At 50.2% G+C, this 19624-nt stretch carries 20 protein-coding genes; 6 read left to right on the forward strand and 14 right to left on the reverse strand.

The window, feature by feature from the left end; genetic code table 11:
- Positions 1-547: 547 nt before the first annotated feature.
- On the reverse strand, positions 548-988 hold the full coding sequence (locus tag LSE01S_RS07470) for a MerR family transcriptional regulator (protein ID WP_061777012.1): 441 nt from the start codon (positions 986-988) through the stop codon (positions 548-550).
- Between the two features lie 223 nt (positions 989-1211).
- On the opposite strand from LSE01S_RS07470, the gene LSE01S_RS07475 reads away from it, so the two are divergent.
- On the forward strand, positions 1212-2696 hold the full coding sequence (locus tag LSE01S_RS07475) for an MDR family MFS transporter (RefSeq protein WP_061777013.1): 1485 nt from the start codon (positions 1212-1214) through the stop codon (positions 2694-2696).
- Positions 2696-3418 carry a DUF4811 domain-containing protein gene (locus LSE01S_RS07480; RefSeq protein WP_061777014.1) on the forward strand — a complete coding sequence of 241 codons (723 nt, stop codon included), beginning with the start codon at positions 2696-2698 and terminating at the stop codon, positions 3416-3418. The genes LSE01S_RS07475 and LSE01S_RS07480 overlap by 1 nt, the downstream gene beginning before the upstream one ends.
- A gap of 135 nt (positions 3419-3553) precedes the next feature.
- Here LSE01S_RS07480 and LSE01S_RS07485 read toward each other — a convergent pair whose 3' ends face one another.
- Positions 3554-3793 (reverse strand): MerR family transcriptional regulator, encoded by a 240-nt coding sequence (locus tag LSE01S_RS07485; RefSeq protein ID WP_061777015.1) that lies wholly within the window; start codon positions 3791-3793, stop codon positions 3554-3556.
- 175 nt (positions 3794-3968) lie between these two features.
- Here LSE01S_RS07485 and LSE01S_RS07490 point away from each other — a divergent pair, with 175 nt between their 5' ends.
- Together LSE01S_RS07490 and LSE01S_RS07495 are read left to right on the forward strand one after the other, a co-directional pair.
- Complete coding sequence (locus LSE01S_RS07490) at positions 3969-4679, forward strand: AzlC family ABC transporter permease (protein WP_061777016.1); 711 nt, start codon at positions 3969-3971, stop codon at positions 4677-4679.
- A complete protein-coding gene (locus tag LSE01S_RS07495; protein WP_061777017.1) occupies positions 4664-4999 on the forward strand; it encodes an AzlD domain-containing protein in 336 nt (111 codons plus the stop codon). Before LSE01S_RS07490 ends, LSE01S_RS07495 begins: the two co-directional genes overlap by 16 nt.
- 99 nt (positions 5000-5098) lie before the next feature.
- Here the strand turns inward: LSE01S_RS07495 and LSE01S_RS07500 are convergent, their stop codons facing one another.
- From LSE01S_RS07500 to LSE01S_RS07540, 9 genes are all read right to left on the reverse strand, one after another.
- On the reverse strand, positions 5099-6376 hold the full coding sequence (locus LSE01S_RS07500; RefSeq protein WP_061777018.1) for a uracil-xanthine permease family protein: 1278 nt from the start codon (positions 6374-6376) through the stop codon (positions 5099-5101).
- A 208-nt stretch (positions 6377-6584) separates the two neighbouring features.
- Positions 6585-7790, reverse strand: coding sequence for an MFS transporter (locus LSE01S_RS07505; protein ID WP_061777019.1), 1206 nt, complete (start codon positions 7788-7790; stop codon positions 6585-6587).
- 29 nt (positions 7791-7819) lie between these two features.
- Positions 7820-8227: a hypothetical protein gene (locus LSE01S_RS07510; protein ID WP_061777020.1), complete on the reverse strand. Its 408-nt coding sequence runs from the start codon at positions 8225-8227 to the stop codon at positions 7820-7822.
- A 36-nt stretch (positions 8228-8263) separates the two neighbouring features.
- Entirely contained in the window at positions 8264-8782 is a 519-nt protein-coding gene (locus LSE01S_RS07515) for a GNAT family N-acetyltransferase (protein ID WP_061777055.1), read from the reverse strand.
- Positions 8783-8796: 14 nt separating this feature from the next.
- Positions 8797-9249, reverse strand: a complete 453-nt coding sequence (locus LSE01S_RS07520; RefSeq protein WP_061777021.1) for a MarR family winged helix-turn-helix transcriptional regulator — start codon at positions 9247-9249, stop codon at positions 8797-8799.
- Positions 9250-9363: 114 nt separating this feature from the next.
- Complete coding sequence (locus LSE01S_RS07525; RefSeq protein ID WP_082622301.1) at positions 9364-9951, reverse strand: GNAT family N-acetyltransferase; 588 nt, start codon at positions 9949-9951, stop codon at positions 9364-9366.
- A gap of 129 nt (positions 9952-10080) precedes the next feature.
- Positions 10081-10863 (reverse strand): DUF1003 domain-containing protein, encoded by a 783-nt coding sequence (locus LSE01S_RS07530; RefSeq protein ID WP_061777022.1) that lies wholly within the window; start codon positions 10861-10863, stop codon positions 10081-10083.
- A gap of 14 nt (positions 10864-10877) precedes the next feature.
- Positions 10878-11765 (reverse strand): RluA family pseudouridine synthase, encoded by an 888-nt coding sequence (locus LSE01S_RS07535; protein ID WP_061777023.1) that lies wholly within the window; start codon positions 11763-11765, stop codon positions 10878-10880.
- 15 nt (positions 11766-11780) lie between these two features.
- Positions 11781-12098, reverse strand: a complete 318-nt coding sequence (locus tag LSE01S_RS07540) for a biotin/lipoyl attachment domain-containing protein (RefSeq protein ID WP_061777024.1) — start codon at positions 12096-12098, stop codon at positions 11781-11783.
- 135 nt (positions 12099-12233) lie between these two features.
- Between LSE01S_RS07540 and LSE01S_RS07545 the strand changes: the two genes are divergently transcribed.
- On the forward strand, positions 12234-12419 hold the full coding sequence (locus LSE01S_RS07545; protein WP_061777025.1) for a hypothetical protein: 186 nt from the start codon (positions 12234-12236) through the stop codon (positions 12417-12419).
- Positions 12420-12481: 62 nt separating this feature from the next.
- Here the strand turns inward: LSE01S_RS07545 and recQ are convergent, their stop codons facing one another.
- Positions 12482-14254: a DNA helicase RecQ gene (recQ, locus tag LSE01S_RS07550; protein WP_061777026.1), complete on the reverse strand. Its 1773-nt coding sequence runs from the start codon at positions 14252-14254 to the stop codon at positions 12482-12484.
- Positions 14255-14435: 181 nt separating this feature from the next.
- Here recQ and LSE01S_RS07555 point away from each other — a divergent pair, with 181 nt between their 5' ends.
- Positions 14436-15836, forward strand: coding sequence for a C69 family dipeptidase (locus LSE01S_RS07555; protein WP_061777027.1), 1401 nt, complete (start codon positions 14436-14438; stop codon positions 15834-15836).
- Between the two features lie 49 nt (positions 15837-15885).
- On the opposite strand, the gene LSE01S_RS07560 is transcribed toward LSE01S_RS07555, so the two are convergent.
- On the reverse strand, positions 15886-16962 hold the full coding sequence (locus LSE01S_RS07560) for a hypothetical protein (protein WP_061777028.1): 1077 nt from the start codon (positions 16960-16962) through the stop codon (positions 15886-15888).
- Positions 16963-17081: 119 nt separating this feature from the next.
- Complete coding sequence (locus LSE01S_RS07565; protein ID WP_061777029.1) at positions 17082-19616, reverse strand: M1 family metallopeptidase; 2535 nt, start codon at positions 19614-19616, stop codon at positions 17082-17084.
- Positions 19617-19624 lie beyond the last annotated feature (8 nt).

The following is a 19624-nucleotide window of genomic DNA, read 5'->3' on the forward strand; positions in this document are numbered from 1 at the left end:
TTTTTAATTTGATGCAATTTAGCAATATTACCACGTCCACTTCAAAAAGCAACGGATTTTGTCCTGAATTTGCTTGAGTTTTTGAAAAAAGTCACGAAAGCCTTGACCCACCTGGGATCCGGCGATCGTCATTTCTCATTGAACGCTCATAACCGATCCTTTTTCATGAAAACAAATCGGCTTTAGTTGCTTCTTTTCATGAAAAAAGCGTAAAAAAAAACACCCACTCAAGAACTTTCTAAACTTGAGTGAGCGCCACGGGAGTAGCCTTGGGCGAGCGAAAAATCAAAAATCTTTAATTTTCCAAAAATACGTCGTTTTAGTTTCACGATCGCTTACGCTGACATTCATCAACGTAGTCCATGCGCAAGAATAAACGCGCTACTACTAATGGTTATTCGCCTGGTTTCACAACACGTCAACAACATGATTGACCACCAATCCAGCCAGAAGATCGATTGGTATCGAAAGTTTTTTCTGCCCAGGACACAAAATCTCCCGTGCCTTCAGACTACCATTGTTACGGCTGATAAACAATGAACTCGGCCTAATTTGTGACCTGGCCGAGGCGAAACTCCCAGTGTTCATCCACCTTGTTGGCAATAAGATGTTGATCCGGGTTCGGCGTAAAAGTACCCAGGTCAATTTCAGCCGTCTCATCCGTCACTGTTAGACTTTCAAAACGGTCTTCAAAGAACGACCGCAGCATCTCTAAATAGTTATGCCGTCGTTGGGCCTGCTTAACCGCCCCAACTAGTGTATAGCCATCATCCAAATACGCCTTAATCTGTTGGACCGATAACAGCGTCTGATAACTGAATTTCCGATTATGTCCGTCGGCAATCACCTGACTGTGAATATAGCCCTTGCGTTCCCAATACCGAATTTGACTCTGTGAAACTCCCGTTGCCTCGGCAACGTCCCCGATTCCAAAGATTAAGCCTTCCATCGGAATCTTTTTTAATAATGTTTTTAGGTCTTCATCCATGGTCGTCTTGCCACCATCCTTTTCTCCGCCCCTGATCCTACCCAGTCCGGTGTCATCATAATGAAAGCGTTTGTGATTTTTATGAACTTTTTTCGGATCAATGCTCACTTTTCTCTAATCAGTATAGATAATTTAAAACCATTGTCAAGGTTGTTGACAAAGCTCCCCAATCTGAGTATAGGTATTCCCAGAAATAATTTTAATGATAAAAGAGGGAAAAATATTGGGAAATGCAACTGATACCAATGGAAAGTCCTACAACCGGAGTTTACTGGTTATTCTCCTATTGATTGGGACTTTCTGTACGGTTTTGAATCAAACCATCTTAAGTACTGCCTATCCAACCTTGATGAAGGCCTTTGACGTCTCAACGTCGACCGTTCAATGGTTAACCACTGGTTTCCTATTAGTTAACGGAATCATGATTCCGATTAGTGCTTGGTTACTCACCACGGTTAGCACCAAGTGGCTTTACATCGCCGCAATGTCGACCTTCCTATTGGGAACGGTTCTTTGTTGGACGGCGGTTAGCTTCCCAATGCTCCTAATCGGTCGATTAGTTCAAGCCGTTGGGGTTGGGGTTTCAATGCCACTGCTACAAACGATGATGCTAACGATCTTCCCAGCTAACCAACGAGGGACTGCCATGGGGTTAGCCGGAATCGTTATCGGGCTGGCGCCAGCCATCGGACCGACCTTGTCTGGTTGGGTTATTGACAACTGGACTTGGCGGGACCTATTTGGCATGATCGTGCCAATCGTGGCCATCGTCGTGATTGCCAGCTTCTGGATCATGCGGAGTGTTTTGGAAACCCACAAGGAGCCCTTGGACTTCATCTCGGTTATCCTATCCACGATTGGCTTTGGGAGTATGCTCTACGGTTTCTCATCCGTCGGGGACGACGGTTGGGGCAGCGCCATTGTGCTCTCAACCTTAGCCATTGGGGCCATCTTTGTCGGCCTGTTCATCTGGCGTCAATTAGTGATGGATGAACCATTCTTGAACTTCCGGGTCTACAAGTCTCGTGAGTTCACGGTTTCAGCTATCCTAAGTTCTGTGGTTAACATGGCCATGGTTGGGGTCGAAATGGTTATTCCTTTATACCTACAAATGGTCAAGGGAATGTCAGCCTTTCACTCTGGTTTAACCTTGTTAGCCGGAGCCTTAATGATGGGGATTATGAGTCCCATTACCGGACGGGCGTTTGACCGCTTCGGTGCCAAACGGTTAGCCGTCATGGGGATGTTTCTCCTGACCCTTGGGACCTTACCATTCGTTTGGATCACCAAGGATACCGCCACGATTTACATCGTCTTGCTCTACGCCATCCGGATGTTCGGGATTGCCATGGTTATGATGCCAGCCACCACTGCTGGGATGAACGCCTTACCACTCAACATGATCAGTCACGGGACGGCCGTCAACAACACCCAACGGCAAGTCGCCAGTTCCGTGGGAACTGCCATCTTGATCAGTGTCTTGACTAACGTTACTAAGGGTAACATGCCAGCCAAGCACGTCTTAACGACAAACCCACTGAGCTATGCTAATGGTGCCATTAACGCCACCCTGTCCGGCTACCACGCCGCCTTCTGGATCGCCATTGGCTTTAGCTTCATTGCTTTGATTATTGCCTTCTTCTTGAAGGGCAAAAACCACTCCGAGCACCTTGCCGACGAAGATTCCACTCAAGGAGGTGCCGCCTAATGATTATCTTTACGATTATTATCCTGGTTGTGCTCGCCTTTATCTTCTTTATTTACATTGAAAATAAGACAGTCAGCAACACCTTAACCGGATTAGCCGTTTTAGCTTTACTCGCTAGCATCTTTGCCATGATGCAAAACGACCGCGAACACCTCGGCTTACACAATGTAACCGAGACCAGCACCCAAAAGATCTACTCGGCCTCCCCTTCTAAGCAGATGCCGATGATGATTTACCAATCCGTGGGGACGGCTGACAAGCACCGGGTCTATGTTTATAAGACTAGTGCCAATGCCAAGAAGACCCGTCACACGGCCGCTAAGACTACCACCAAGAACGTGGTTAAGCGGACGACCGGTGCTAACCGAATTGTGACTAAGAAGATTTACCGCGAATACAAGAATAATACCAGTAAGTTCTGGTTTGGCTTAGCCGGAAACGGTCATAAGTACGTCAAGGAAACCAACACCATCTACCTCAATAAAAACTGGACGGTCCTGAGCACAACTCAAGCCAAACAGCTCCAAAAGATGGCGAGTTCCAAGAGCTTTCAAGCCAAGCAAAAGGCTGCCGCCACTGCCTACGTTAAGCAACAAATGATGGCTGCGATGCAGAAGAATCCATCAATGAGTCCTGCTCAACAGAAGCAAGTGACCAAGCAAGCTGCTGCGGCCTTCCAAGCCCAAGCCATGCAAAAACTGATTCAACAAATCAAAAAGTAACCATCAAAAAAGGACGTCCCATTTCACTATCTGCGTAGTGGAATGGGACGTCCTTTTCATTTACCAACAAACAAAAACAACCGGTGATCATCACCGGTTGCTAATCATTCAAAGTTTACTGATTCGTTACCAACACTAGTTGGTTTGCGTTAATTTGGTTTGTCCCCGGCGACACCGTGGCAGTAACCCTGAGAGGTCAGCTAAAGATGTCCCGTTATCCTGGAAACATTGGATCATGTCAATCCAGTATAAGTCTGAATCGTCAAATTCGGTGGTTGAGTGTTCCTCTCCCAGCAACCCATTGTTCACGTATTCTTCTACGCGATTAGCATCAACATGTGCAACCGCAGATAATTCAGTCAGATTCATCTTCATCACTGTACCCTCGCTTTCTTTATTGTCAATGAGAGTATCATACAACCACCTTTAGACAAATGCAACCCTTTTTCTTACGATTTTTCGAGGGTTAATTTTCGGGTTTACGGAACGCCGTCAGAGGGCTAAACTAAAGATTAAAATCTTCACATTTTACAAGAAAGGAAACCTGTCTATGAGTCCTTCTTTAACCTTTAGATCCGGCGTGCAAGATGTCTTGCCAACGGTCTTTGGCTATATTGGCGTGGGTCTAGCCTTTGGGATTGTTGCCCATACCAGTCACCTGAGTTTACTGGTTGTGGCGGGCCTGTCCTTTCTGGTTTATGCGGGATCGGCCCAGTTTATAATCACCAGTATGCTCTTACTCCACGATCCCTTATCCGGCATCTTTCTCTCAACCTTTCTGGTCAACTCACGGATGATTCTCATGAGTACCAGCCTGGCTCAGTATTTCCGTCATGAAAGCCTGGGAAAGAATCTGTTTATTGGGGCGTTGGTGACGGACGAGACCTTTGCCTTAGCCATGAGTAAGCAGAATCTCACCCACGGCCGTCTAAGCTTCGCCTGGCAGGCGGCGGCAAACTTGGTCGCCTACCTGGTCTGGGGCCTGGCAACGCTAGCTGGGGCCTGGTTAGGCGGTTTAATCGCCGATCCCGCCCGCTTTGGCTTTGATTTTGCCCTCACGGCTATGTTCATCGGGCTAGTTTACCTCCAACTTATCGGCGACCGCAAGTTAGGGCTTCCCCTGCAATTGCAGGTCATGGCTTTCGTCGCCCTGGCCTACTATCTGCTCTTAAGCATCATGAGCCAAAATTTTGCCTTATTGATGGCAACCATCGCCGGTTGCCTATTCGGAATGGAGTTGAGAAAATGGCAATCACATTAACCGAACTGTGGGCCATCCTAGGATGTGGTGCTGTGACCTTGCTCTCACGGGCGCTACCATTTGCCTTCGTCAAACAGATGCGGATGCCCGGCTGGCTCCTCGACTTCTTGACCTTTGTACCCATCACCATTATGACGGCCTTAGCCTGCGAGAGCCTCTTTGTGGGCCACACCGGCCACCTGGCTACCCTCAACGTTACCAACTGTCTGGCAGCGATTCCCGCAACCATTGCAGGGATCCTCACCAAGAGTCTATTGATGGTGGTGGTTGTGGGTATCATGGCCATGGCGGTCATCCGATACTTCACACTTGGAAACTAACCGAATGGGATAGGAACGACAGCGCTGGTCGTATGCGCATTTCAAACTTATAAGTTCAATTGCATTAAAAAACGAGCCTGATTTGTCAGGCTCGTTTTTTTACGCCTTTTTCTCGTACGGTAAAATTAGATTCAGAACAATCCCGAGCACGGCGGCCACCGCCAGGCCAGAAAATTCGTACTGACCAACCTTCAAGTAGTCGTTTCCGATCCCAATCACCAGGATGGCGGAAGCAATCATCAGATTACGTTTCTGATTAAAGTCCACGTGCTTCTCAATCAAAATACGCAGACCACTGGAGGCAATAACCCCGAACAATAGAAAGCTAATACCCCCAATAACCGGGTTAGGAATACTGTCAATTAAGGCACTCAGCTTGCCCACAAAGCTAAAGATAATCGCAAAGGTGGCGGCGCCAATCAGAACGTACACACTGTGGACTCGTGTGATTGCCAACACACCGACATTTTCGCCATAGGACGTGACTGGTGGGCCCCCCACAAAACTGGCAATAATCGAGGCCAACCCATCTCCAGCCAACGTGTGATTCAATCCCGGGTCCTTGAAGAAGTCCCGGTGGGTAATTTCATTTAGAACCGTGATGTGTCCAATGTGTTCAGTCATCGTTACAAAGGCAATCGGGGCCAGACTAACGACCGCCCCCCAATAAAAATGTAGCGGATAGCTCACTCCAGGAAATTCAAACTTGGGGAGCTGGAACCAGGCTGCCTCTAGTACCGGTTGGAAGTTGACCAGTCCAGCCACGACGGCAATGAGATAGCCACCAACAATCCCTAGGAGAATCGGAATCAGGGCCAAGAATCCCTTCAAATACAGGTTAAACCCAATGGTCAGCAACAGCGTTAGCATGGCCACCAGGAAGAACTGCCAGTGATAGGTGCCGTTGCTATCGACCGTCGCCTTTTGGGCCGCACTACTGGCCAATGACAGGCCAATCACCATGACCATCGGCCCGACCACCACCGGTGGCAAGGCCCGGTTGATCCAGTCCGAGCCAAATTGTGCCACGACTAGCGCCACAATCAAGTAGACCAGGCCGACTGCCATCGTCCCCTGAGCAATTCCCGGGTAACCGGTCGTCTTCATCAGGGCCACCATGGGCACAATAAATGAAAAACTCGAACCCATGTAGGCGGGAATTTTCCCCCGCGTAATCAATATGTACATCAGCGTGCCGACACCAGAACTAAATAAAGCAATCCCGGGATTCAGTCCAACCAAGATGGGCACCAGAACCGTGGACCCAAACATCGAGAATAAATGCTGTAGCGACAGACCAAACCATTGACCCCAGCTTGGGCGCTCCCAAATATCGATGAGCGCGTCTGGATTGCGATAACGTGACGGTGATTTCATAGGTGGTAACCTCCAAGATGATTTTTGGGTACGAAAAAGGGCGCGTCCGTCCCGTAAGGTAACGTCGTGCCCACTCAGTGTTTGCATTTAGCCCAGCATCAGCCAGAGAGTGCACCCTTCATTGCCTCACGGGACAATGGTTAAAGGAAACTATTTCTACGAATTATACGGAGCGTCAGCACCCCTGTCAAGGGTTCTAAACCGACAATCATCTCGAGGCCGTTAGCCGTTGATGCCACACATTAATTAACCACAAACCAATTAACAAACAGCCGCCGATGATAACCAGCGTCCGATTAGCTAACCAGTCCGTCACAAAACCAAAGATAAAACTCCCCACCGGTTGAAAGGCATCAATTGCTAGAAACAGGATACCAAACATCCGGCCGAGAAACTCCGGGGCCGTTAAATTCTGGGTAATGGTGATCGCCCGAATTTCAAAACTGGAATAACAGAAACCAAAAACCGCGCTGACCGCTAAGAGCACCCAATAGTTCGGCCAGAGACCCGCCAAGATTAACGCACTACCGGCCAAAACCAAATCCCGATAATTCTGGCTCCGCTGCGGATCCTGATGATCCAAGGTCAACCGCAGGCCACCGAGAATGCCCCCGACGGCTAACATCATCAGCAAGTAACTATAGCGGCTGGAATCGCCGTCATACAGGTGTTGAACATCATAAGGGAATACCAGCCTGACCGCCGCAAATAGGACATTAATCAGACCACCTAAGGCGATCGTTTCTACCAGGCCCGGCCGTTGCCAGACATAGAGCCAGCCCGTAATAAGACTGGCCCGAACCCCGAATTGAGACGCCTCTCCCGTGGGTGCCTGGTAACGAATGCTCAGGTACAACGCGAATGAAAGTAAAAATGACCCCGCGTTCAGCAAGAGGAATCCTCGCAAGTCTAACCAATGCAATGCTAGTAGTAAGCCACCCAGTAGTGGCGCGCAGATATCCGCTAGGTCAATCAACGTATTGCTGACGGCATTAAACCGTTGGCGACCACTCAAAGTAATCAGCTCCGGAATCATCGCCTTGGCAGCCGGCAAACTAAAGGCTAGCCCAATATCCAGGAGAATGGTCAGCGTGATCAACGGCGCGGCTGTGATCTGCTGAGGATTCAGCCAGAACGCACACCCCAAGCATCCTAAAACACTCAATAACTCGGCACTTACTACAATCCATTTCCGATTCAAGTTATCAACGACGACGCCACAGAGGAGGTCACCAAAAAACAAAACCACCCCACCGATCGCCTGAATGATGCCTAACAAGGACGCGTTATCCGTGGCCTTGACCACGAACCAATTTAACCCAAACAGGTAAAGGGCATCCCCTAATCGGGAAATAAACGGTGCCAATAACAGGGGATAATTAAAGGACTTGGGGGTCGACTTGACCGTTGGCATAAGCCCCACCTCTTTTGTGATTACCGAAATTAATCGACCATCCGCCAGGCTCCTTCATCGGCCTTCGAAATATCATTCAAGAACTTTAAGACTCGTTTAGCTCGATTGGGCTGTTGTTCGTTGAGCAGATTCAGCCCCGCACCGGTCACCATTGGTTGACTCAGCCGGAAGTTGCCTTCATCCGTTTCTCCTGTTGCAAAGGCCATTACGGTTTCACCGGACTCAATCTGCGTGGTCAGGAAGAACATGGTGAAGTCATCATCGTCCATCATGTAAGCCGGCATGGCCCAGATATTGGGGGCAATCTCTTGCATCTCCCCCGTGCCGGTCCCATCGAGAAACTTAAACTCCTTGTGGTTGGCCTGAGTAACGGGCTCCTTCAATACCAGCATCATTTGAGCAAATTCGTCGTCGCCCATCTGTAGGTTATCTTTCATCTTAAATTGCCTCCTTGAATAGATTCATGCTAATCATTATACCAGCGTTGTTTGTAAAATTAAATCACGCTGTGCATCGCTGCCCAACTGAAAGACATGATCCCCAATCTGTTGGAAGCCCATCCGCTCGTAAAACTTTCGGGCCGGCCGATTGTGTTCCCAGACACCGAGCCAAATGGTCGTCTTGTGTAACCGCTGAGCCCGCTCAACCGCATGTTGATACAAGGTCCTGCCCAGTCCCTGCCGCTTGTAGGCGGGGAGGATATAGATTCGCTCAATTTCTAAGGACTGGTTCCCGCAGGGCTCCGATTGCGACGCGTCCCAATTCAGCTTCAAGTAACCGGCAACCTGACCGTCGACTAGAATGAAGTCAAACGTTGTGGTTGCCTGTGTCAGTTCCTTCGTCAATTGTTGTGAACTATAGGCCGTATCCAAATAGGCGGCCAAGTCTTCGGGAGTGTTCGCCTCACCAAACGTATCCGCAAAGGTCTGGCGGCTCACCCGTTGTAAGGTGGCCAAGTCACCCAGCGTACATGGTACAATCTGTGTTGTCATCATTAATAAACTCCTTAATAGTGCCTGGTCTGTCCCTGCTTAACGCGTTCCCAATCTGCTGCGACGTTGCCCGCCACCTGTTCCAGTAAGGTCGCCAATGTGGTCGCTTCCTCGACCGTCAGCCCCTTTAGGGCCACACCATTCGAGTAGGCATTCTCGCGTTGAACCAACGGATACACGTCAGCCCCTGCCTCGGTAACATAGAGTCGCCGAATCTTCCGGTTGGTCTCATCCGGTCGTTTTTCAACCAGCCCCTGCTGTTCGAGCTTCTTAACCGACCGGGCAACCGTGGTCCGGTCAACCTTCACCATCGTCGCCAAGTGGTCCTGAATAATTCCCGGATGCTCGGCAATTCTTGCCAGATAGAGGTACTGGCCCTTGGCCAGCTTGACCTGCTGGAACTCACGATTGGCAATGGCGTCTAGTGCCCGGTAGATTGACCCAATCGGTCGTAAAATTTCCGTCATGAGTGACGACCTCCTTTGAATAGTCTCTAGTCTATCGCGATTATGTTGTATTTGCAACATAATTAAGCGAACAAAAAAAGGCCTCTCCTAATCAAGAGGCCTCTGCATTAGTCATTAATTAGCGATACTGATTGGTTTCCCAATCTCCAGTTGCATGTGGTAGTAATTGTGATCGCCAACCACTTGGGTTCCAACAACTTCATAGCCCATCCGTTCATACAAACGCATAGCGCCAGGATTCTCGAAGTCTACGATCAGTCCAATTACTGACTGTCGGTCACGCCGGGCATAGACGGGTAAGGCCCGCAACAATTGGCGGCCAATTCCCTTGCCCTGCTGAGCAGGGTCTACTGCCAGTGAATCCAAGTACCATTCACCAGCTGCTGTTTCCGGTTCAGATTCCAGCGGTTCGTCGAACGCTTCACTCTGCGCCGTAAGGCGTGTAATGACATCATCCACGATGTCTTGTCGTTCGCCAGGATAACCAAAGGCTACCCCAACAACTTGGCCATCGGCCTCGGCCACCACCGTGGTTGCCGCACCGGACAAGTATGTCCGGGTACGGTACGCCGCCGTGATGACCTTCAATAAATCGGGGCCTGGAACGTCTTCCAGGTCAGTCAACTCCATCTCATCATAGATCAAGTTCATCAACGGTGCTATCTGAGGCGCATCCGCTGGTCGAGCTTCACGAATTATCACAAAAAATCCTCCATTTCTAGTTCACTCACTAGATTACCGGAGGATGTCATGCTTGTCAATGAATATGATTACCGTGACGCGTGGATTGCAACCCGTTGTCCAAAGTGCAGGCCAACGAGAAAGAGGACACTAGCTGTGATCCATGTTCTCATGGTGAGACTCCCTTCGTTTCGTCGAATCACCGTCAGTGGCCGCTGCCGCCTCCCGTAATTCTACTAATTCTTGTCGAATTTCACCTAAAATTTCTAACTGAAACCGTTCAATTTCCATTGTATGCGGAACCTGATTCTGAGCCAGGTGATCAACCTTGGCATGGAGCAACCGTAACTCATGCTCCGATTTCAGATTAACATGGTAGTCATTTTCGGCCATCATGCGGTCCCGGTCCGCGGAGCGGTTCTGACTCATCATAATAATGGGCGCCTGAATCGCTGCTACACAGCTTAACACTAAGTTAAGCAGAATAAAAGGATAGTTGTCAAAGTTGACGCCAAACATATGGAGTCCGTTAATAATCATCCAACTAATCAGAACAAACATAAAAATAAAGATGAACCCCCAAGATCCCCCAAACCGGGCAACGTCGTCCGACACCTTCTGACCAAACGTTAAACTTTCGGTCAGGCTCTCATTAACGTCAATGATATCGTAGTCGTCACTCTGTAGGGCCTTGGTGAGCTTGTGATTAATTTTCCGAGTTTGCTTCAAATCGGCGTTGATCATGGCATCGACATGTTCTAAGCGATACTTTAACAGGTGATGGCCGCAGATATAATCGGTGGTATGACTCTGGGGAAACTCCCGTTTAATTCGATTGCGCAGGCCCGCCTCTAATTCCGACAACTGCAGACTAGATTCCAACGAAACAGGTTGTCCATCAACTAGACAAACCAGTGATTCTTTTTCAGCCATCTGATATTGCCCCCCTAATTGGCTTTAAGTGTTATCAACAACTGTTTGAGGTCTTCAGGCAATGGACTCACAAATTCGCGGGGCGTCTGATCGAAGGGATCGGTAAACGCCAGTCGCTGAGCATGTAGCGCCTGGCGGGTTAACCCCGCCACCTCGGGACCACCGTACAGGGCATCCCCGATTAAGGGATGGTCCAAGGCCGCGAAGTGGGCGCGGATCTGGTGGGTCCGGCCGGTATGAAGTTGTACCCGGACGACCGTTGCCGTAGCAAAACGCTCGGTCACCCAATACTCCGTCACGGCCCGGCGACCAGCCGGCGATACCATTTGATTATAACCGCCCGGATCGCTGGCCAATGGCTGGTCAATGATGTCATGGTCCCGTTTCAATTGACCGGCAACCATGGCTAGGTACTCCTTGTGCACACGATGATCCGCCTGCAGCTGACTGGCCAGACTGTTGGCCAGCCGATGCCGCGCCACCCAGACCACACCACTAGTGAAGCGGTCCAACCGCGTCACAATATGGGGGCGCAAGTCCGCACTACCCTGGGCTGCCCAATGGCCTTTAATCCGATTAACCAACGTATCTTCACGATTGGCCGGACCCGGAACAACGTTCAGTCCTGCCGGTTTGTTCACGATTAACCAATCACGATTCTCAAACAAGACCGCGATCGGCTTCTCACTGGTCGCAACCGTGGGGTCACTCTCCTCGGCAGGCAGGTTAATCGTCACCCGATCACCCACCTGTAAATCAACAGCGGCCGTTGCCGGTCGATCATTGACACGAATCGAACCCGCCGTCTTCAGATCACTGAAGACCCGGTGGCTAATGCCCTGTTGTGTTAAGAACCGCTTTAAACTCGTCACGGGTGCCGTTACCGGCCAACTTAACTCCATTACCCAATCTCTCCTTTAATCAACGACCAGATCAACCATCCAGTCCAATTGATCATTGTGTTGGTTTAAATACTCCGGATGCGCCATTAACTCTGGGTTAATGGCCGCAATCTTTCCGGCAAACGGAAAACGGAGGGTCAAGGACTCCTGCTCACCGGTAACAATCATCAGGGGGTCGCCGAGTAAGACACGACCAGCGGGCTTCAACCACTCAATTTCCTTGACGGCTCCCACCATTTCCCGGCCGTCATCGGCAAAGCCGATCCGGACCATATCTTCCGCGTGCGGTGTTAACCAAAGAGCATCTGCACTGGCTTCCAAACGATCAATCATCCTGGTCACCCCTTCAATAAAGTCTGTTTATCAATCAATAACCATTTTACCATAGGCTCCGAATTCACGGGATTTATTTTCCCCGTTCCCTAGCCAAAACCGTTATAATGAGACTATTAAAAGGGGGAGATTGCCATGATGAAACCAGGTTATTTGAACGGGGGACTCATTCTCATCGCCGGCATTGCACTACTAATCTTTTTGATTTTAAAATTGATTCCCAACACCACTCACGACAAGGATACCACCGCTCTATTGGTGATCTTTACCGTCGTAGCCTTGGGGATTATCGGCATGGGCAGTTGGATTTGCTGGAGCTAAACGTTTCACCAGGTGAATAGACACACTAAGGGCGAGTGACAACTGTCACCCACCCTTTTTAATTACGCCTGTTTATTTGCACGAATCACAGCCATGAAGGCCGCACCATACTTGGTAAGCTTACTTAACCCAACCCCCTTAACCGTCAGGAAGGCGTCGTCATCCGTTGGCATGATTTCACACATTGCCTTCAGTGACTGATCGGAGAAGATCACGAATGGCGGCACGTGTTGCTCTTCCGCCAAATCATGCCGAACCGCTCGTAATTCTTGGAAAAGTCCATCGTCAACTGGTGCCAGTCGCTGCACGCGTTGGGCCATCTTACGATAGACTTTGGTCTCCCCTTTCAGGACCTGGGCACCAGTGGTGGACACATGCAGCGTGGGGTATTGACCCCCAATCGCTTGAAGATACCCGCCTGCCGTCAAGAAATCGATCAATGTGGTCAGCGTCTTCTGACTAGTTCCTCGCATGATGCCGTAGGTTGACAGATCGCTCAGATTATTGTCACGAATCCGCTGGTTATTCGCGCCCGCCAGGACCTGAGCCACCACACCCTTGCCGAACCGCGATCGCAACCGCACCACGCACGACAAGATCTTCTGGGCTTCCACGGTGATATCCTGCGCCTGTCGGTGGTCCTGACAATTACTGCAACGACCACAAGGCTCCGAGTCCTCACCAAAGTACTTCAGAATGAATTGTTGCAGACAATCTTGGGTATTCGCGTATTGACTCATCATCTGCAACTTCACATACGCCTGCTGCCGGTGTGCATCGTCCATCTCCGATTGATCAATGAAGAAGTGTTGAATCTGCAAGTCGGCCGCATGAAACAGCAGAATGGCCTCACTGGGCAAGCCATCCCGGCCAGCCCGGCCAGCCTCCTGGTAGTATGCCTCCAAGGTCCCCGGTACTTGAGCATGAATCACAAACCGTACGTTACTCTTGTCAATCCCCATCCCAAAAGCATTGGTAGCCACCATGACCTGAACTCGGTCATACAGAAAGTCTTCCTGGTTCTGTTGGCGGACCACATCATCGAGGCCCGCATGGTAGGCTGCCGCCTTAATATGGTGTCCCGTCAACAGCTTGGTCAGCCGCGTCACTTCCTTACGCGTACTAGCATAGATAATCCCAGTCTCCCCTTGATTGACCTCTAAATAGTCCAGGATGTAGCGGTCCGTATCCTGATCCTTGACCACCGTCAAGTCCAGATTGTCACGGGCAAAGCCGGTGTTGACCTCGTTTTGGGGATCAATTTGTAATTGCTGGCAGATGTCTCGGGCCACCTGTTCCGTTGCCGTCGCCGTCAACGCCAAGACCTGTGGGTGCGTTGGCAACTGTTCAATCGCCGTACTCAGCGCGAGATAACTTGGTCGAAAGTCGTGGCCCCACTGGGAAATACAGTGCGCCTCGTCGACAGCCAGTAGATCAATCGGTAGTTGCGCCAACGCCTGAATAAACCCCGCTGAGTCAAGTCGTTCCGGGGCAACATACAGCAATCGATAATCCCCGCGCCGTAATGCGCTCAGACGGTCTTGAATATCCGGCCACTCGAGGGAACTGTTGATAAAGGTCGCCGGGATGCCACTGTCGTTCAAGGCATCGACTTGATCCTTCATCAACGAGATCAGGGGCGATACCACCACCGTGATCCCATCGAATAGCATGGCAGGAATCTGATAACACAGGGACTTCCCGCCCCCAGTTGGCATAATCGCCAGGCTATTATCGCCGGCTAAAACATGTTCCAAGACCAATCGTTGCCCAGGTCGAAAATCATCAAAGCCGAAATTTTTCTTCAATACTTGTTGGGCCGCCGTTAGATCCATTGTGTTTACTCCTTAATAGTCAGTGTGTCCATTCTAATAGGAAAACTTGTTCGTGACAACCGAACAGCGCCGGCCGGCGACTTCAAGTCACTGTGGCAGATCATTGATTTCTACCGCATTAGTTTATCCTCATCGTTCTTTAATGCTATAATATTAATCAACAAAAGGAGTGATTGTATTCATGAAAAAAGCTATCAAAGGTTCATGTACCACTATCCTCGTTGGTAAGAAAGCCTCCCTCGACGGATCAACCATTATTTCCCGAAATGATGACGGTCACGAAGCTCTCGACCCAGAACAATTTGTCGTGATTAACCCCGACGATCAACCCCGTGACTACACGGCGGTTATCAGTGGCGTTAATGTTAAATTACCCGACAATCCCCTGCGCTACACGTCAATTCCTAACTCTGTGTTAACCAATGGTATCTGGCCAGCAGCCGGCATTAACAGTGCCAACGTGGCCATGTCCGCTACCGAAACGATTACCACTAACCCCCGCGTCTTGGGCATCGACCCTTACGTTGTTGGTGGAATTGGTGAAGAAGACCTGGTAACCTTGGTTCTCCCTTACATTCACACCGCGCGTGAAGGGGTTGAACGGATGGGCAGCCTTCTGGAAGAATTTGGGACCTACGAGCCTAACGGCATTGGCTTCTCCGATAACGACGAAGTATGGTGGTTAGAAACCATTGGTGGTCATCATTGGGCTGCCAAGCGGATTCCTGACGACGCCTACGTGGTTGCGCCTAACCGCATGAACATTGACGACTTTGATTTCAACGCCGACGATACCTTAGCTTCCGCCGACTTGGAAGACATGATTGCCAAATATCACTTGAACCCCGACTTCAACCAAGTCAATCTTCGGCATATCTTCGGGAGTGCTTCTGTGAAAGACACGGTTTACAACAACCCCCGTGCTTGGTTCGGCCAAAAGTACTTCAATCCTGAAATTGACCAGGATCCCCAAGGCCAAGACTTGCCATTCATTTGCCACGCCAATCGGAAGATTTCCATCGAAGACGTGAAGTTCGTGCTGAGTTCTCACTACGAAAACACCAAGTACGACCCTTATGGTCACGGATCAGAAGACGATAAGAAACTCTTCCGTCCAATTGGGATCAACCGGAACCATGACGTGCACATTCTCCAAATCCGGAACGACGTGCCACAAGCTATCGCCGGAATTCACTGGTTAGCCTTCGGTGCCAACACCTTCAACACGGTCGTACCTTTCTATGCCAACGTTGAGGACACCCCGGCCGTCTACAAGAACGCTACGAGCACATTTGACTTGAACAACATGTACTGGTTGAGCTGCACCACGGCCCTCCTGGGTGACACGGACTACGACCTATACGAAGACTTCCGTAACACCTACGAATTGGAAGCCATGAGTGCCTACCGCAAGATCCAAAACGACACCGATGCCGCCGTTGTTGCCGGCAAGGATGCCGACTTGGCTCAAGCCAACGAAAATTTAGCTCACGAAGCTTTCACGCGTCAAACCAAGTTACTCGGTGACATGGTCACCTTTGGTTCCGAACACATGAAGCTCCGTTATAACTTAAACGATTAATTTCCCATTTAAAAAGCGCTGCGAATTAATTTTCGCGGCGCTTTTTTGGCTAGAATTTCAGCCCATATTCAAACTTTAGTTGCTTATAATAATCCAATTCGATAAAGTCGGTGGGTCGGACCTCACCCTCACGCTTGTCAAAATAGGCCACCCCGGCCAGTTTCAGCATCTTATAGACGAACTGAGAGCAGAATAAGATGTTGGGTTTAAACGAATGTTTCGCCACGAGACCGACCATATTATAGGCACTGCCTTCCCGATTAATCTCGGCAATCTTGTCAACGACAAACTGCTTTTGCTCCCGCGTAACTGGCAAGCTGTAGACTAACAGGGATGCCCCGTCCTTTTGGTGAAAGAACTCTAGGGCTTCAGCATTCATCCCCGGCGGATAGACGTTATCACCCCCGTTATAACTGATGATGGTATCCAAATTGCGGTCAAACGCCAGTGACACGTGGTTAAATTGCTTCTGGGTGAACACCGAAATCATCTCGGAAGCCGCGCTACCAGTATTGGAAACGGCTAGATATAAATGTAAGTCATCCAGGGTGGCGGTCGCCGCATCGAAGTATTCTGACGTCAACGTCCCATGATTGATGTAATGGGTGGCACTATGCCGGGGTAAATCAGCCAAAATGGTCTTAAGATGATCCAGAGAAATTTTATCCCGCGCCTCACTCGCCTGCCCTAAGACATTATTGATTTTCTGAGCGTCCGCTCGTAGCTCATCGAAGCTGACCGTGGCTGCCTCTTCAATGGTTGGCAGATAGAAAACCTGTTCATTATTGGTCGTCACAAACCGCTCCACCCATAACGGAACGACCAAGACCAGTAACGCCAACGCCTTGGCCACGAAGTACATGATCGACTGCCCGCGTAATGGGAAAACCCCCACTGCATAGAAGACTATCTGGAGGGCCAGTAGCAGTCCGTAAACCACGGTCAACCCCCATTTTGCGCCGCGGGGGAATTGTGCCAACCAAGTCTTCACCACCATCATCACCACCAGATAAACACTGGTAGTAATTAGAATCGGTAAATTAGCAAATAAAAACAGGCCCGCCAACAGGATCCAGCCCAACCCCCGAATGCGGATTGATTGCAGGTCATTGATTAAACCACTCATTGTTTGTCACCCTTCACTGTTTAAATAACATAGTCTAAAGAATACACGAGCCATCACTCCCTAACAACCTAAAAATGGATGCGACCATCATGGCCGCATCCATTTCTGTTTAATCCCAATTATTTAATTGCCTGGGCAACCGCAGCATTTACCGCTGAGGCTTCTGCTTCGATCAGCGCAACTCGTGTGGCCACCACCTTGGTGTCCATTTGAATTTCTCGGGTCAAACCAGGGGTATTGATCTTAGGTTCGAAGAAGGCCTTGAACTCAGCCAACCGCTCTGCCGTCCGGAAGACACCGGATGTGACCGTGATGTAAGTGGAGAACTCCATGTCGCCACCAACGGTATCTTCTAACCATTGCCAGTCGTTACGTAACCAATCCCAAGCCGCCTGCTCACCGGCGTCATTTGCCAGGACGCCACGATACCAAGCCCGTAAGTCTTGGGGCTTAATGGTATCGGCATCTTCAAACTTCTCGATCAAGCGAGCAATCAAGCCCGCATCGGTCGTACTGGTTAAGGCCACTGATAAATCGGCTTTGTAGCTAGCATCGGCCGACGTCCGGTAGGCGTTCAGCAGCCGGTCAAACAGATCGGCACTCCCAAAGTTCTGGACCTCGTTGCGGAGCACCAAAACCCGGGTTGCGGCCGGTAAGGCGACCAAATGGTCACGGTTAGCTGTGAACAAATCATGAGCGGCCTGAATCGCGTCCGCATTCTTGGCGTACAGGGCGGCGTTCAACACCGTTGGCCGCGCCAATTCATCATCGTTAGCTTCACCAGCCTTAGCCGTCCAGCCTAACCGGCTAACCGCGGCAGCACTTATCTTGTCGAAGAAGGTCTTCAGAGCCTTTTCGGCATCAGAGTCCGGCGTCACAAACTTCTTCAGGTTACCCGCCACGCTGTACAAAGCGGTATTTACCACCGCCGACTTACTGTCGGAGAACCGATCTAGTAATGGCACGATCTCGGCGTAGGAAACTTGACGACCATCGGCCAGTAACCGTAGATCTTGGAGTAATTGTAGTTTGGTGATGGGATCCAAACTGTCGGCGTGATCCAGGATGTCGGCTAACAAGGTGTCGTCGTACTTAACGATGAAATGTGAGCTGTTTCCTTGATTCAACCGGAACGGCTTCCCGTTAGCTTGCCGTAGGTCGGCATAATCTCCCACCGTTAGACTCTGGTCTTGTAACAAGGTTGGCACCGCTTGATAGTTGCTTTCCAATGGCACTTGCCATTGACGGCCCACCTGCTTGCCATCCCCGATAAAGAATTGTTCTTGCGTCAACGTTAAGTTGCCATCGACAACAGCGGCCGATACCACCGGATAACCAGGTTGTTCCAACCAGTCGTGCATGATGGCGCCAATATCCATTCCAGAGGCGGCTCCTAAGGCGGCCCACAGGTCGGCCCCGGTAGCGTTACCGTAACGGTGTGCCGTGAAGTAGGCTTTCAGGCCCTTACGTAAGGCGTCATCACCGATAAGTGCCCGAACCATGACTAGCATACGAGCTCCCTTGGCGTAAACGATGGCACTGTCGAAGACGGAGTCAATCTCTGCCGGTGTTTCTACCTGAACATGAACGGATTGGACCCCATCCGTGGCATCCCGTTGCAGGGCCATTGGCGCTTCACCGGTCTGGAAGGCTTCCCAGATGTGCCAGTCCGGTTCCAAGGCATCGACGGCTACGTATTCCATCATGTTAGCAAAGCTTTCGTTTAACCAGAGATCGTCCCACCACTTCATGGTTACCAGATCGCCGAACCATTGGTGGGCCAATTCGTGGGTGATGACCGTCGCCACGCGACCCTTGATATCAAAGGCCGTGTTGTCCGGATCAATCAGTAAGTAAGCCTCCCGGTAAGTCACCAGACCCCAGTTTTCCATCGCCCCAGCCGAGAAGTCTGGTAAGGCCAACTGCCAAGAGTGTGGGAGTGGATATGGCGTTTGATAGAAGTCTTCGTAGAATTCAATTGCCCGCTTCGCAATGTCTAAGGCAAAGTCGAGTTCGTTGGCCTGGTGGGCCTTAGTGGCGAATACCCCAACCTTGACCCCACTCTTGGTCGTGGTGATCTTGCTTTGCATATCCCCAAAGGCTAAAGCAATCAGATAGGTTGACATCCGAACCGTGGTATCGAAGACGTGCACGCCATTGTCGTTGCGGATTTCGGGCATGTTGCTAATAATCGTTTCGCCCGGCTTTTCGTCGAACTTGATAGCCAGGTCAAAGGTCGCCTTGGCCTCTGGCTCATCAACACAGGGGAAGGCCTGTCGCGCAGCCGTCGTTTCAAACTGTGTCCCGATCAGTTCCTTCTTCACCCCATCGACTTCATAGTAGGATGGGTAAATACCCATCATGGAATCGGTCAGGGGCGCCGTGAAATCAATTTTCAGCGTGGTTACTCCCGTCCCTGGCAAGGTGATGTGAATGCCCTCGCTCTCATCATCAAAGGTAAAGGGAACCGCCTGATCATCGGCCGTAACGGCGCTGATGGTCATGAATTTTTGGTGAACGGCAATGGTCGTCTGCTTGGCGTCCCCCGTAATGGTGGACGTCCCGGAGATCAACTTGGCTTGCCGGTTAATATCGAGGTAAACGTTGTAATGTGTGGGTTGAAACAACTCGTAAAAATGTGTGGATTCTGCCATGATTTTCT

This window comes from Levilactobacillus senmaizukei DSM 21775 = NBRC 103853, assembly GCF_001592085.1.
GTDB classification, from domain to species: Bacteria; Bacillota; Bacilli; order Lactobacillales; family Lactobacillaceae; genus Levilactobacillus; species Levilactobacillus senmaizukei.